General features: G+C 39.6%; 12 protein-coding genes. 3 read left to right on the forward strand and 9 right to left on the reverse strand.

Annotated elements, in window-relative coordinates; all coding sequences use genetic code 11:
• Positions 1 to 123 precede the first annotated feature (123 nt).
• The 4 genes from GQR38_RS05410 to pomA all read right to left on the reverse strand — a co-directional run bounded on the left by GQR38_RS05410 (position 124) and on the right by pomA (position 4,465).
• Positions 124 to 2,064 (reverse strand): DNA topoisomerase III, encoded by a 1,941-nt coding sequence (locus GQR38_RS05410; RefSeq protein WP_165722044.1) that lies wholly within the window; start codon positions 2,062 to 2,064, stop codon positions 124 to 126.
• Between the two features lie 70 nt (positions 2,065 to 2,134).
• On the reverse strand, positions 2,135 to 2,623 hold the full coding sequence (locus GQR38_RS05415) for a hypothetical protein (RefSeq protein WP_010554575.1): 489 nt from the start codon (positions 2,621 to 2,623) through the stop codon (positions 2,135 to 2,137).
• 151 nt (positions 2,624 to 2,774) lie between these two features.
• Positions 2,775 to 3,695 (reverse strand): flagellar motor protein MotB, encoded by a 921-nt coding sequence (locus GQR38_RS05420; RefSeq protein ID WP_007587113.1) that lies wholly within the window; start codon positions 3,693 to 3,695, stop codon positions 2,775 to 2,777.
• 2 nt (positions 3,696 to 3,697) lie between these two features.
• On the reverse strand, positions 3,698 to 4,465 hold the full coding sequence (gene pomA, locus GQR38_RS05425) for a flagellar motor protein PomA (protein ID WP_007587114.1): 768 nt from the start codon (positions 4,463 to 4,465) through the stop codon (positions 3,698 to 3,700).
• 321 nt (positions 4,466 to 4,786) lie between these two features.
• On the opposite strand from pomA, the gene GQR38_RS05430 reads away from it, so the two are divergent.
• The 3 genes from GQR38_RS05430 to dxs all read left to right on the forward strand — a co-directional run bounded on the left by GQR38_RS05430 (position 4,787) and on the right by dxs (position 7,887).
• On the forward strand, positions 4,787 to 5,029 hold the full coding sequence (locus GQR38_RS05430) for an exodeoxyribonuclease VII small subunit (RefSeq protein ID WP_002961738.1): 243 nt from the start codon (positions 4,787 to 4,789) through the stop codon (positions 5,027 to 5,029).
• A 2-nt stretch (positions 5,030 to 5,031) separates the two neighbouring features.
• Complete coding sequence (gene ispA / locus GQR38_RS05435) at positions 5,032 to 5,919, forward strand: (2E,6E)-farnesyl diphosphate synthase (RefSeq protein ID WP_007587115.1); 888 nt, start codon at positions 5,032 to 5,034, stop codon at positions 5,917 to 5,919.
• A gap of 105 nt (positions 5,920 to 6,024) precedes the next feature.
• The gene (dxs, locus tag GQR38_RS05440; RefSeq protein WP_007587116.1) at positions 6,025 to 7,887 is read left to right on the forward strand and encodes a 1-deoxy-D-xylulose-5-phosphate synthase; all 1,863 of its coding nucleotides are present in this window, start codon (positions 6,025 to 6,027) and stop codon (positions 7,885 to 7,887) included.
• A 73-nt stretch (positions 7,888 to 7,960) separates the two neighbouring features.
• Here the strand turns inward: dxs and GQR38_RS05445 are convergent, their stop codons facing one another.
• Genes GQR38_RS05445 through ribE form a run of 5 tightly spaced genes read right to left on the reverse strand, consistent with a single transcriptional unit; the run spans position 7,961 to position 13,479 of the window.
• Positions 7,961 to 11,047: a ligand-binding sensor domain-containing diguanylate cyclase gene (locus GQR38_RS05445; protein ID WP_007587118.1), complete on the reverse strand. Its 3,087-nt coding sequence runs from the start codon at positions 11,045 to 11,047 to the stop codon at positions 7,961 to 7,963.
• A 38-nt stretch (positions 11,048 to 11,085) separates the two neighbouring features.
• The gene (locus GQR38_RS05450; RefSeq protein ID WP_007587120.1) at positions 11,086 to 11,571 is read right to left on the reverse strand and encodes a phosphatidylglycerophosphatase A; all 486 of its coding nucleotides are present in this window, start codon (positions 11,569 to 11,571) and stop codon (positions 11,086 to 11,088) included.
• Positions 11,568 to 12,542: a thiamine-phosphate kinase gene (gene thiL / locus GQR38_RS05455; protein WP_024589763.1), complete on the reverse strand. Its 975-nt coding sequence runs from the start codon at positions 12,540 to 12,542 to the stop codon at positions 11,568 to 11,570. The genes GQR38_RS05450 and thiL overlap by 4 nt, the downstream gene beginning before the upstream one ends.
• 46 nt (positions 12,543 to 12,588) lie before the next feature.
• Complete coding sequence (gene nusB, locus GQR38_RS05460; RefSeq protein ID WP_007587129.1) at positions 12,589 to 12,999, reverse strand: transcription antitermination factor NusB; 411 nt, start codon at positions 12,997 to 12,999, stop codon at positions 12,589 to 12,591.
• Positions 13,000 to 13,014: 15 nt separating this feature from the next.
• Entirely contained in the window at positions 13,015 to 13,479 is a 465-nt protein-coding gene (gene ribE, locus GQR38_RS05465) for a 6,7-dimethyl-8-ribityllumazine synthase (RefSeq protein WP_007587130.1), read from the reverse strand.
• Positions 13,480 to 13,531: the final 52 nt, after the last annotated feature.

Below are 13,531 nucleotides of genomic sequence, written 5' to 3' on the forward strand. Positions count from 1 at the left end.
TCCCTGCTATCGTTGAATGACACCTTGCAATACTGGAGGAGACCATATATGAATTCTGGATAATAAATCTATCTCAAGCAGAGTCCAGGTTAAGTAATATCGTTTAATAAAATGGCTCTGTAGCTAACTAGCAACAGAGCTTTTTTTATAACTCGACTTTTTAAAGGTCGTTTTTCCATCTCGTTTAGCAAAACGTTTTTTAGGTGAGCTTTTTGGTAACCTTGCAAATGCATTGCTATCGCAGTTTGCTGCTAATTGTACAAACCCATTTAAGTCAGCAAGTAAAGGCTGTAAAAATTGCTGATAACTCATTACTTGCTGCGCGATATCACCTAAGCTCGATTCCCACTTTGCGGTTAAATCAGGACTCGCTAAACCTTGTGGTAATACGCTAATAAGGGCAAGGCCCGTTTCGGTCGCTTTAATTGACTTACCTTCACGTTTTAAAAAACGCCGCTTAAATAGCAACTCGATTATTCCCGCACGTGTTGCCTCCGTACCTAAACCATCAGTGTCTTTTAATACTTTTTTAATTTGTGGATCTTTAACATAACGACTAATGCCGGTCATCGCAGCCAATAATGTAGCATCGGTAAAATAAGCAGGGGGTGATGTATGCTTTTCGACTACTTCGCCTTGCTCACAAAAAAGAGACATACCTTTTGTTAAAGGAGGTAACGTAGCTTCATCTTTTAATTCAGACTTACCCATTAATACCTTAAAGCCTAAGCTTACATCTTGTTTTGCATTTGCTTTAAATAATCCGCCAGCGATTGTTATCTCTGCTTTAGTTTCGTTATATATATAGTCGGGATAAAACTGAATTAGGTAATGGCGGCTTATTAATTGATATACCTTCGCTTCGTCACCGCTCAAACTCGCTGACTTTAACTGCTTAGCCGTAGGCACAATGGCATGATGGGCAGCCACTTTTGAATCGTTAAAACATTTACTACGCTTTTTTACATCAGCCCCATTTACTAATTCACTGCTTTGCCCACCATTAGCACTTATAGCTTTAAAAATAGCAGATGCATCTTGATGGTGATCTTTAGGTAAATAACGATTATCAGAGCGTGGGTAAGTAATTAATTTATGACGTTCGTAAAGTATTTGGCAAATATCCAACACTTTTTGAGCTGGCATACCAAATGCTTTAGCCGCATCTATTTGCAGTGCAGATAGGTTATACGGTAATGGAGCACTTTGTTTTTTTTGTTTTTGGTCAAGTGAAGTAAGCTCAGCACTTTGCTTTGTAATGCGTGAAGCAACATTTTGTGCGAGTGCTTTGTTAAGTATTCGCCCTTCTTCATCTTGATGTGGCTCACATGCTTTACTAGGAACCCACTTAGCTATGAATGGCTGGTTATCTGGAGTAAGTAAATGCGCCAGTACATCGTAAAAAGGCTTAGATACAAAGTGTGCTATTTCGTTATCTCTATTAACAACAAGACCTAAAATAGGGGTTTGTACTCGCCCTACCGAAAGCACATTACCAAACCCTGCTTTTTGCCCAGCTAGTGTGTATGCACGTGTTAAATTCATACCAAATAGCCAATCAGCACGAGAGCGCGCTAAAGCAGATACACTTAACGGAATAAAATCTCGATTAGAACGCATAGTACCCAGTGATTTTTTTACCGCCGATAAGTTTAAATCACTAATGAGTAAACGTTGCGTACTCTGCTTTTTAGCCTGACTTATTTTAGCTTCTTCAATTACTTGATCGACTAGTAGCTGGCCTTCACGGTCTGGATCGCCAGCGTGAATAAGTTGCGAGGCTTGTTTAATTAATTTTTTTAAAACAGTGAGCTGTTTGCGAGTTTTGGTTTTGGCTTTTAACTTCCACTGTTCAGGTATTATAGGTAAGTGTTCAAACTGCCACTTTTTAAAGCGCTCATCGTAATCATCGGGTTCTGCTTGTTCTAGCAAATGTCCAATACACCACGATACACAATCGCCATTAGCGACTTCTATATAACCATCATATTTTTTATGTGGTTTTGGTAACGCATCAGCAATAGCGCGTCCAAGTGAAGGTTTTTCTGCAATGTAGAGTTTCATAGCCTGCTCATCACTGTTTATATAAACAGTAGTCTAGCACAGCTATTTTAAAGGAGGGAACTTTTTGTAACTATTGGCTAGCTGGGCTTTTTTTGTCTTTTGTTAAAATATAAATAAGCGGAAGATAACAAACAACAACGGTGCCTATATTAATAAATGGCAATAAGGTTTTATAAATGTATGTACTATAAGAAAGATCCCATAAATGGCGGTCGACTAATCTAAATAGCTGTAAAATTGGTGCCATAATAACAACCAATTGACCTAATACGCATTGCCATAAATAAACCTTATCTTTTAAACCCAGATATGCGATGAGTGCCATCCAAGCAATATCATTAAGGGCCCAAACAAGGTATCGATAAACATAAATCCCATTATCAAACTCTTTCAAGTAAGGATGAATAATGGTTCCATATAAAAAAAAAGCGGCTGTAATTAAAGCGAAACGCAGGGCCAAATAATCTTTTCTAAAATAAAAGATGAAAATAGCAGGGCTTAAAATAAACACCCAACTAGTATCTAATATCAATATAGTCTTTAAAAACCATTCAGGCATTAGAGTTAATCAAGTTTTTTTTCATCATCGTCATTACCACCGCCATTTCCTGGCATATGACTAAACTTATCGACCTTTTTCATAAACTATTCCGTTACATTTGTTAAAGAAAGCATACTTTATGATAAATAAGTGTGTTTGCCAATAAAAGTTATCTTACATCTATAGGAGCTGACTCTTTTGCTTTACCTTGTAATATAGATATTTCTACTCGGCGATTCCTGCGGCGATCTTCATCGGTGTCATTCGGTACAAGTGGTCGTGTTTCAGCTCGACCAACCACCATCATTCGGGTTTTATCAAATCCTTGGACTTTTTGCAGTTCACTTGCAACGGCTACAGCACGCTTTGATGATAGGTCCCAATTATTAATATATAACTCATTTGATACCTGAAAATCATCTGTATGGCCAGATACTGTTATTTCACCGGGTACATCTTTTAACAGCACACCGATATCTTGAATTATAGGTTTAAACTTAGGTTGTAAAAATGCACTACCTGAAGGAAATGAACCATTCTCTCTAATGCGAATAATTATTTGCTGCCCTAAAGACTCAAGCTCAATTGCGCCATCGATTATTTGCTTTTCAAGCTGCTGCGCTATCTTTTTAACAAGCTCGTTAGTTTGCTCCTGATCGGCTGCTGAAGTTGCTTGCTCAGAAGATTCTTCTTGTGAGGTACTACGAGATTCGCCACCGCGTTTATCCCCGCGCTGTTCTTGCCTGCCGCCTGCTGAGCTTTCATCGCCAGCCTGAAACTCTAACATTTGTTGAGTCATTTCGACTGTTTGCTGCTGAATGGTTTCTATTGGGGTTGGCTCTGGTTTGCCTGGGGTAAACTCCATGGCAATAACAGAGGTCCCTTTAGGGATGTCTTTTACTTCAATTTTATTCTGCACGCCAAAAGCAAACTTCATAGAGCCCGCAATTTGTTTAAACTTAAGTACATCCATTTCTGAAAACGCGAGCAAGAGTACAAAAAAGCACATTAACAGTGACATTAAATCGGCAAACGTTCCCATCCATGCAGGTAGACCTGGTGGTGGACATTTGCACTCTTGATCAGACATAGTTACTCCTCGGTATCTACTTTGCGTTTAGATTCAGCTAAGTAATTTTTCAAAATACCTTCGATTACTTTTGGATTCTGACCATCTTGTATGCCTAAAATAGCATCCAAAATTAAACGCTGATTCATCGCTTCCTCGTCTTTACGCAGTTCAAGTTTTACCTGAATAGGAATTGCCACAACATTGGCTAAAAACGCGCCATATAAAGTTGTTAATAGTGCTACTGCCATTGCCGGACCAATTGCCTTTGGGTCATCCATGTTAGACAACATTGCAACCAAACCAATTAGAGTACCAATCATACCCATTGCAGGCCCTATATCAGCTAACGACTTAAATAAACCCGCGCCCAATTCATGGCGAGTCGTGGTTAGAGAAATATCTTTTTGAAGTGTAGCGCGAACTACATCTGCGTCGTGGCCATCAACGAGCATATCGACGCCTTTGCGCATAAAGGGGTTTGGAATTTCAGCTTCTTCGAGTGCTAAAAAACCGCCTTTACGAGCTGAATCCGCAAGTTCTACTGCTTTTTCGATAAGTATTTCTGGCGTTTCGATTTTAAACATAAACGCTTTGGCAACAACTTTACCTATCCCCAAAAATTGCGACATGGTGAAGTTTGATAAAACAATAAAGAGTGAACCACCAAATACAATAACCACAGACGGGGTATTGTAAAACATAGCCATTTCACCGCTACTACTCATAAACATAGACATGACAATTAAGCCAATTGCGCCTAGGATCCCGATTATGGTTGCTAAATCCACATTTCCTCCAGAAGTTTCATGCTTAATGGCCTTATCATAAACTTTTATTATTAACTGCTTATCGGCAACATATTGAATTGCTTAAGCCATTTTTATAAATAAACATAAAAAGCAGCCTTTAGCACTATCTTAGATCAAGTTATAAGGGCTACCTAATTATCAATTGATTTATTAAACCAACAGACCGCTATTAAGGTTTTATTAATGCACTTGAAATATAATTTAACGTTATAAAGGTAAAAAACCAATATCATCCTTTGACCTAGTTTAGCATTCCCCCTAAAATTGACCCCTAAATTTATTATGTAAGCTGAAATAAAGATGGCGACTAAAAAACCTGAAAACTTAAGTTTCGAACAAGCACTAGAAGAATTATCTACAATCGTTAGTGACATGGAACAAGGTGACTTATCGCTTGAGCAATCGTTAAAGCAATTTGAGCGTGGAATTGCATTAGCAAGTGCTTCATCAGGGAAATTACAGCAAGCAGAACAAAAAGTATCAATTTTGATGGGGAATGGCGAAAAGTCAGTACTTACAAACTTTGATAATGATATGGAATAGCTGTGAGCATAAAAAATCATATTGAACGTGCTCAAAAAGATGTAGTAGCGACCTTACAACAGCATTTTAACCAGCCTCTCGATACAGAAGAAACGGTAAAGAACGCCACCCAGTATGGATTATTTAATGGCGGTAAAAGATTACGTCCATTTTTAGTTTATGCCACAGGTAAAATGCTCGGCGCAAACCATCAAGACTTAAACGTACTTGCTGCTGCAATTGAGTGTATTCATAGCTATTCGTTAGTCCATGATGACTTACCAGCAATGGACGATGACGACTTACGCCGCGGACGCCCTACTTGTCATATAGAGTTTGGCGAGGCAAATGCAATTTTAGCCGGTGATGCTCTTCAAACTCTTGCTTTTGAGCTTATTGCGAATCACAAATTTGAATGCTCATCACAAACACAAGTAAAAATGATTGCTACACTTGCCCACGCATCAGGCCTTCAGGGTATGGTTGGCGGACAAGGTCTTGACATAGCAGCAACAGATAAAGTAATTACCGTACAAGAGCTTGAGCGAATACATAAGCTAAAAACCGGGGCTCTAATTAATTGCGCAATTACACTTGGTGCACTGTGCAGTGAAAAGGCTGATCAACAAACCTTAGAAAATTTAAGTGTTTTTGGGTATGCTATAGGGCTAGCATTTCAAGTACACGACGACATTTTAGATGTTGAAGGCGATACAGTTATTTTAGGAAAGCCACAAGGCTCCGATATTGCCGCGAATAAAGCGACATATCCGGCGTTATTAGGTATGCTAGGCGCTAAAGAAAAGGCGCAGAATTTAATACAACAAGCCCATGAAGCGTTAGCAAATATAGATGCTGACACAACACTTCTTGCGTCGCTAGCAAATTATCTAATTGAGCGTGACCACTAATTTTTGCTCATACGTATTGCAATTAGCACTGACATTATTACTCAACATTAATTATTCGTAAAAGCTTTGAATTAATTAATGTTAGCGAAGGATATATATAAAACCATGACACTTGATAGTAGCAAGTATCCATTACTTAATTTGGTTGACGAGCCAGCCCAATTGCGTGACTTAGCGCAAGACAAACTCCCTGCATTTAGCAATGAGCTGCGCGATTATTTACTCAACTCAGTATCGCAAAGTAGCGGTCATCTAGCGTCTGGTTTAGGGACGGTTGAACTAACCGTTGCCCTGCATTATGTTTATAACACTCCAGACGATCGCCTAGTTTGGGATGTGGGTCATCAAGCTTATCCGCATAAAATTCTTACTGGTCGTCGCGAGCAAATGCACACAATTCGCCAAAAAGACGGTTTGCACCCTTTTCCTTTTCGCGATGAAAGTCAATACGATACGTTTAGCGTAGGCCATTCAAGCACCTCTATTTCAGCTGCCTTAGGTATGTCTATTGCCGCACAAAAAGAAGGTAAAGGTCGAAAGTCTGTAGCCATTATTGGTGACGGAGCTATAACCGCAGGCATGGCATTTGAAGCGATGAATCATTTAGGTGATGTAAAATCAGACATGCTTATTATTTTAAATGATAACGAAATGTCGATTTCTGAAAATGTTGGCGCATTAACAAATCACTTTGCTCGAATTTTATCAGGTAGCTTTTATACTAACATTCGTGAAGGTAGTAAAAAGTTACTCTCAGGAGTGCCTCCGGTAAAGCAACTTGCCAGTAAAATGGAAGAGCACATTAAAGGCATGATGATCCCGGGTACCTTCTTTGAAGAATTAGGCCTAAATTACATTGGTCCCATTGATGGTCACGATGTAAACATGCTTGTAGATACATTACGTAATATGCGTAATTTAAAAGGCCCACAGCTTTTACATATAAAAACCCAAAAAGGTAAGGGCTACAAACCGGCTGAAGCCGATCCTATTGGCTATCATGGTGTACCAAAATTCGATCCGAGCACAACTAGCCTACCTAAATCTAAACCTAGTGCTGCTACTTTTTCAAAAGTATTCGGCGATTGGTTATGTGATATGGCCGAACAAGACAGTAAGTTAATGGCTATCACGCCTGCAATGCGCGAAGGTTCAGGCATGGTACGTTTTTCTAAAGAGCATCCAGATCAATACTTTGATGTAGCTATTGCTGAGCAGCATGCCGTTACTTTAGCCGCTGGCTTTGCCTGTGAAGGTTTAAAACCTGTTGTTGCTATTTACTCAAGCTTTTTACAACGTGCGTATGACCAATTAATACATGATGTTGCACTGCAAAACTTACCTGTATTATTTGCCATTGACCGCGCTGGTATTGTTGGAGCCGATGGTGAAACTCACCAAGGTGCGTACGATTTAAGCTTTATGCGCTGCATTCCAAATATGGTAATTATGGCACCAAGCGATACCAACGAATGCCGCCAAATGCTATACACCGGTTATAAAGCAAACTGCCCTGTTGCAGTTCGTTATCCTCGAGGTAGTGCAGGTACTGCAGACATTGAAAGCACTATGCAACTGCTTGAAATAGGTAAGGCAGATACAATTAAGAAAGGCAGTAAAATTGCCATTTTATCGTTCGGTACATTACTTGAAAATGCACAGCTTGCTGCAGATGAATTAGATGCAACGCTTGTTAATATGCGTTTTATTAAACCACTTGATACCGCACTTTTAAATGAGCTTGCAACTAGCCACGATGTAATTGTTACGCTTGAAGATAATGCGATTGCTGGCGGTGCCGGCTCTGCAGTTAACGAATTCTTAGCAACGCAAAAAGCTGATATTAATATCCTTAACTTAGGTATTCCTGATGAGTTTATTAAACACGGCACCCAAGATGAAATGCACGATGAAATGGGGTTAGGCGAGCAAGGAATATTAACCGCTATTAAAGCGTTTATTAATTAACTTCCTATACATCTAAAGTTGAGCATATTAAAAAAGGAGCCTAGGCTCCTTTTTTAATATCAAATATTGCTGATCAGCGCATCCACACTTTAATATCAGCTAGGCCATTGCTTTGTAAAATACCTAATTGTTGATCAACGTTAGAATTTTGTTCAAACTCAAATGCATCAAGCTGATCATCAAACGTAATATTTGCAACACCATCACCACCGCGCTTTTTAACTTGGTGTAGTGAAATATCAGCTAAATTAATAGATGTCTCCCAGCTAATTACCTGCCCACCCAAAAGTGGTAATGGATAAAATGACCAGCCAATTGATGCCGTGATATTAGTTGTTTTTCCATTTGGTAATTGGAATGAATTAGCCGCTATTACTTTACAAAGATCTGAAGCATAGCTGTCTATTTTATTGCATTTAAAATCACGTAATAATAGTAAAAACTCATCACCACTCCAACGTGCCACATAGTCAGAACCCTGCGTACGCGAATTTAATAATGCAGCCATTTGCTGTAAGCAGCTATCACCTGCAATTGGGCCATAGGCATCATTGATACGGCTGAAGTTATCAAAGTTAATAATTACCAGCACCAGTGACTTGCCTTGTGCCTGCAGCGATTGTGAATTACGTTGAAAGTGTTCAATATCTTTAGGGAGTTGATCAAACAAAAAGCGGCGGCTACGCAGCCCCGTTAGCTCATCTGAGTGACTAACTAATTTAAGCTGTGAATTCACTTGGCCTAATTTATCATTAGCTTGACGAAGCTCTAAGGTACGCTCGGTGATCAAGCCCTCTAATGCTTCTTGTTTTCTACGCTCTTGCGCTCTAAACACCCAAAAAATGAGATAAAAAAGCAAAATAAAGCCACTGGTAATTAAAAGCCTAAAGTAAATAGTTTCGTCAAAGCGCTCAGGCACTACAAAGCCGTATTCTACTTCTTGCGCTTTAGTCCAGTCTTCACCTTGGCGCTTCGCTTCTAACTGAAACAAAAACGAGCCTGGAGGCAAGTTAGTATAAATAGCTTCACGTCGCGTATTAGCATAGCGCCAGTCACTATCTAAGCCACTTAGTTTATATCTAAATTCAATACTGTTTGGTGCATAGTAATCAATAGCTGTGTAAGTTAGCGTTATATCACGCTCGTCTGTTTCTAATGATGGTTTTTTACCAAGCGCAGCGGTGGTTAAATGACGAAGTGGTGTTGTTATTGTTTCTATTGTTGGCTTTAATGCAAGCACACCAAATAGCTCTACATTTTTAGGTATTTCAACAACACCTTGTAAGCTTGGGTACCAAATAGAATTGCCGGTGTCTGCTACCGCATCATGCCCAAGTCCACTACAACATTGATTCGCTTTACCATCGAGTTGACGGTCAAAAGATGAAATCACTTCTTCAACTTTTAAGCTTTTTATTTCTGTTTTAAATTGCTCTACAGGCATTCTGTAAACACCTTTCATGGTGCTTACCCAAACATGCTTTAACTTTTCATCATATTCTAGGCTAAATATAGACCCATACGGTAAACCATTAGCTGCATCGAGTTGACGCCACTGCCCTTGCGTACTTCTGTAAAAAAGCCCATCGTTAAGAGAGCCGATCAAAATACCCACGCCATCTATATGTAACACGCTAGTTACGTATGCACTTTCAAGTGTTGTTTGGTCACCAATTTTTTCAATGCCGCGGTCTGTAAAGTAATATGCGCCTTTACTAGTACCAATCACACCAAAGTTTGTTTTATCCAATACGTAGGTAATAAACTTACTACCTAAAAAAGCATTATATGCAAAAGGTGTTAAACCAGCATAATTTAATCGATATAAACCGCGTCCGGTACCAATCCAAAAACCGCCTTTACTAGAGCGACTTATTGCAAACACAGGATTATCGCGAAGCGCTCGACCTGGGACGGTATAGAGTGTCTTGTTTTCAAAAACAAATAAGCCACGTCCTGTAGCTATATATAATCGTTCACCATCGAATTGTAGATCGTGTACTGACGCGTATCCATATTTACTACTTGGAACTAAATTAATAAAACTTTTATCTAAATCGAAATAACCAATGCCGCTTTTGTTAGCAACCCACAGTTTTCCATCTGGAGCTTGGCTAATAGCCATAACAGACTCGGTCATATCTGAAACTGCTGAATGCCTTTCTACCCGCCCTTCATGGGCAAGCCATAAGCCTTCACTAAAACTTGCTAACCAAACGTTATTTTTATCATCTCTAAAAATATCAGCAAACCATATGCTTTGATCAAGTTGGCTTGGCTCTACCCATTGCCACTCACCGGTTTTATCTCTAAATAATAAACGTCCATAAGTCGAAACCCATAAGCCACCATCGGTATCACTCATAAACTTATAAACGGCTGAGTTATTTGCATTAGGTAAAGGAAAAGGTCTTAGTTCGTCATCTAAATCTAAAAAGTATGCACCTAGCTCAGAGGCTATATACAAATTACCGTTTAAGAATGATAAATCGTGCACTATGGTTTGCGCTAAGCGCTCTGGTAACGATATTTTAGCGGTAAGCTCTAAACGTAGTTTAGAGAAATCTGATGAGTTTTTAGTAAGGCGTAATAAATGACGATCATTAACCAGCCAAATACCTTCAGGAGAGAGTGCCATTTGGCTAACAGAGCCAACAATTTGGGTAATTACGGTAGCATTAACAATAGGTAGGGGACCATTTACTTGAGTGCGTAAATCAACTTGCCCTCTATCTACATAGTATAAACCATTAGCCGCAATCCATATGCTGCCTTTAGAGTCCTCAAGAATATCTCTTACTGGACCTTTAATATTAAACTCTTGTGCTGCAAATGTGGCAGGATTAATAACTACCAAGCCACTTTTAGTACCTACCCACAATAAGCCACTAGAATCGACTAAAAGTTTATTAATACCATTACTAGGCAAGAACGGGCTATTTTGCGTGTTGTAGTTTGTAAACGTTGTGCCATCAAAACGGCTTAAGCCAAACTGAGTACCCAACCACATATAGCCTTGCTGGTCTTGTACTACGCTTTTAAGTGATTGCGAAGGTAGACCATCTTTTATATTCCATTGCTTAACTACGTAATCACTAATTGAAGCCCAACTTGGTGTCGCGCACAACATCAGTACACAAACCAGTAAAAATCGCATCATATTGCTGCCACCTAGTTAAACAAATCAAATATAAAAAATTAAAAGGGTAGTAAACCCACTTTTATTAGCGCCTGTAAGCATATAAGCGAAAAAACGCCCGCAAGTATATCATCAGCCATAATACCTAAACCACCATGTACTCGTTTGTCTAGCATACGGATTGGGCCAGGTTTTGCTATATCAAAAAAGCGAAATAACAAAAAACCAACGAGTAATGTTTGCCAGCTAAGTGCTGCACCAATCATTGTAATGTAATAGCCTGCCACTTCATCCCATACAATAGCAGGATGGTCGTGCACGCCTAAATCATCAGCCGTTTTACCACACGCCCATATACCAAATATACTGATCACTACGGCAAACACAATTTGCAACCATAGCGGATAATACATAGTCATAAAAATGAATGGCAGTGCAGCAAAAGTGCCAAATGTACCAGGTGCTTTAGGGGCTAACCCAGTACCAAAACCCAAACCAAAAAACTGATGTGGGCGCTTTAAATTAAACTTTCGGTTTTTGTTCAAACCAGCTCCTTTGCAAAATGCTCAAAACCTTGCTGCTTAAAATCAAACTTTTCACCGTTGTGTAAAAGTTCAATTTGACCATCGCCACTTTTAATTTGGCCTATGCATGTTGCATCTACACCATATTGACGCAGTTTTATATCTAGCATACTTTTATTGCTATCAGGTACAGTAAAAATTAATTCGTAATCATCACCGTAACTGAGAATAAATGGCAGCTGCTGATTAAAATCAAGGCTTGCTTGCATTGCATCTGAAGTCGGAATACTTTCAATATTCACAACTGCATTTACTTGCGACATATCAAGTATATGACTTAAATCAGCGATTAAACCGTCCGATACATCAATAGCCGATGATGCAAGGCCTCGCAATACCTGTCCTGCAGCAACACGCGGTGTTGGAAAGTCAAAGCGCTTATTTAAGTACTTTAAATGCTCTGGCTCAATACTTATACCTTGTTTGCGAGACTCAATTGCAAGTCCAGCGTCACCTAGCGGACCTGTAACATAAACCCAATCACCCACTTTCGCACCACTACGGCGAAGTGCAGTACCTTCTGGTACAGTCCCTTTTGCACAAATAGTGATAGTTAATGGGCCCTGAGTAGTATCGCCACCTATAATTTGCACATTAAAGTATTCTGCAATTTCATGCATGCCTTCAGTAAACTCTTCAATCCACTGTGGGTCAATACTTGGCAAGGTTAACGCAACTGAAACCCATGTTGGCTCAGCGCCCATTGCCGCTAAGTCACTTAAATTAACAGCAAGCGCTCTGTGACCTAATGCACGAGGGGAAATATCATCAAAAAAGTGTACGCCAGCAACAAGAGTATCTGTTGTAACAGCAAGTTGGCAGTTTTGTGGAACGGTTACTAAAGCGCAATCATCCCCTATACCTAGGTTTACATCACGACGGGTGATCCCGCGACCTTTAAAGTAGCGGTTAATTAATTCAAATTCCTTCATACACAAAAAAGCCGGCCTATGCCGGCTCCCCTCTTTAACGGTTTACTTACTTGCGTAAATGCTTAACAGCTTTATCAAGTACACCGTTTACAAATTTATGGCTGTCTTCAGCGCCAAATATTTTGGCCAGCTCAATACCTTCGTTGATAGCAACTTTATAAGGTACATCTTCACGGAACTTAAGCTCATAGCTGCTTAAACGTAAAATTGCGCGCTCAACCATATCTAAGTCATTAAACGGACGTGTTAAATGTGGTGATACAGCTTCGTCTAGTTGCTTATAATTTACAGCAACACCCGTCGCTAAATCTTTAAAGTATTCAACATCAATTTTAGTAACGTCTGTTTCGATCAACATTTGTTGTTCGATATCGGCAATTAAATTGCCACTTATTTGCCAAGAATAAACGGCTTGGAGTGCTAAGATACGTGCTTTACGTCTTGCTGCTGGTTTCACAAAAATTCCTTAAACTTAAATTTTATCTAACACATTAACCATTTCAAGCGCGCCTAAAGCAGCTTCGCCGCCTTTATTGCCCATTTTGGTGCCAGCACGCTCAATTGCTTGTTCAATGCTTTCTGTGGTTAATACGCCAAATGCAACCGGGATATCATACTCAAGTGATACTTGCGCAAGACCTTTGTTTGATTCGCCAGCAACTAGGTCAAAGTGTGGTGTACCACCTCTGATCACTACGCCTAATGCGATGATTGCATCATACTCTTTTTTTGCCGCAACGCGTTTAGCCGCTAAAGGTAATTCTACCGCGCCTGGTACATAAATAACGGTAATGTCGTCATCAGATACGCCACCAGTGCGTTTTAGCTCATCAACAGCACCTGCAAGGAGGCTGCTACCGATAAAGTCATTAAAACGAGAAATGACAATGGCAAACTTTTTGCCAGGAGCGTACTTACTACCTTCAATAATTTTCATTTGATAACCCTAAAAATAAGTTCAAGCGGTTGCGATTGCGCAAAAATTGCTG

This window comes from Pseudoalteromonas sp. c7(2019), assembly GCF_011378625.1.
GTDB classification, from domain to species: Bacteria; Pseudomonadota; Gammaproteobacteria; order Enterobacterales; family Alteromonadaceae; genus Pseudoalteromonas; species Pseudoalteromonas arctica.

Excerpts from the sequence above, each read along its gene's own strand:
- GQR38_RS05410 (WP_165722044.1), bottom strand. The coding sequence starts at position 2,064 with ATGAAACTCTACATTGCAGAAAAACCTTCACTTGGACGCGCTATTGCT.
- GQR38_RS05415 (WP_010554575.1), bottom strand. The coding sequence starts at position 2,623 with ATGCCTGAATGGTTTTTAAAGACTATATTGATATTAGATACTAGTTGG.
- GQR38_RS05420 (WP_007587113.1), bottom strand. The coding sequence starts at position 3,695 with ATGTCTGATCAAGAGTGCAAATGTCCACCACCAGGTCTACCTGCATGG.
- GQR38_RS05430 (WP_002961738.1), top strand. The coding sequence starts at position 4,787 with ATGGCGACTAAAAAACCTGAAAACTTAAGTTTCGAACAAGCACTAGAA.
- dxs (WP_007587116.1), top strand. The coding sequence starts at position 6,025 with ATGACACTTGATAGTAGCAAGTATCCATTACTTAATTTGGTTGACGAG.
- GQR38_RS05445 (WP_007587118.1), bottom strand. The coding sequence starts at position 11,047 with ATGATGCGATTTTTACTGGTTTGTGTACTGATGTTGTGCGCGACACCA.
- thiL (WP_024589763.1), bottom strand. The coding sequence starts at position 12,542 with ATGAAGGAATTTGAATTAATTAACCGCTACTTTAAAGGTCGCGGGATC.
- ribE (WP_007587130.1), bottom strand. The coding sequence starts at position 13,479 with ATGAAAATTATTGAAGGTAGTAAGTACGCTCCTGGCAAAAAGTTTGCC.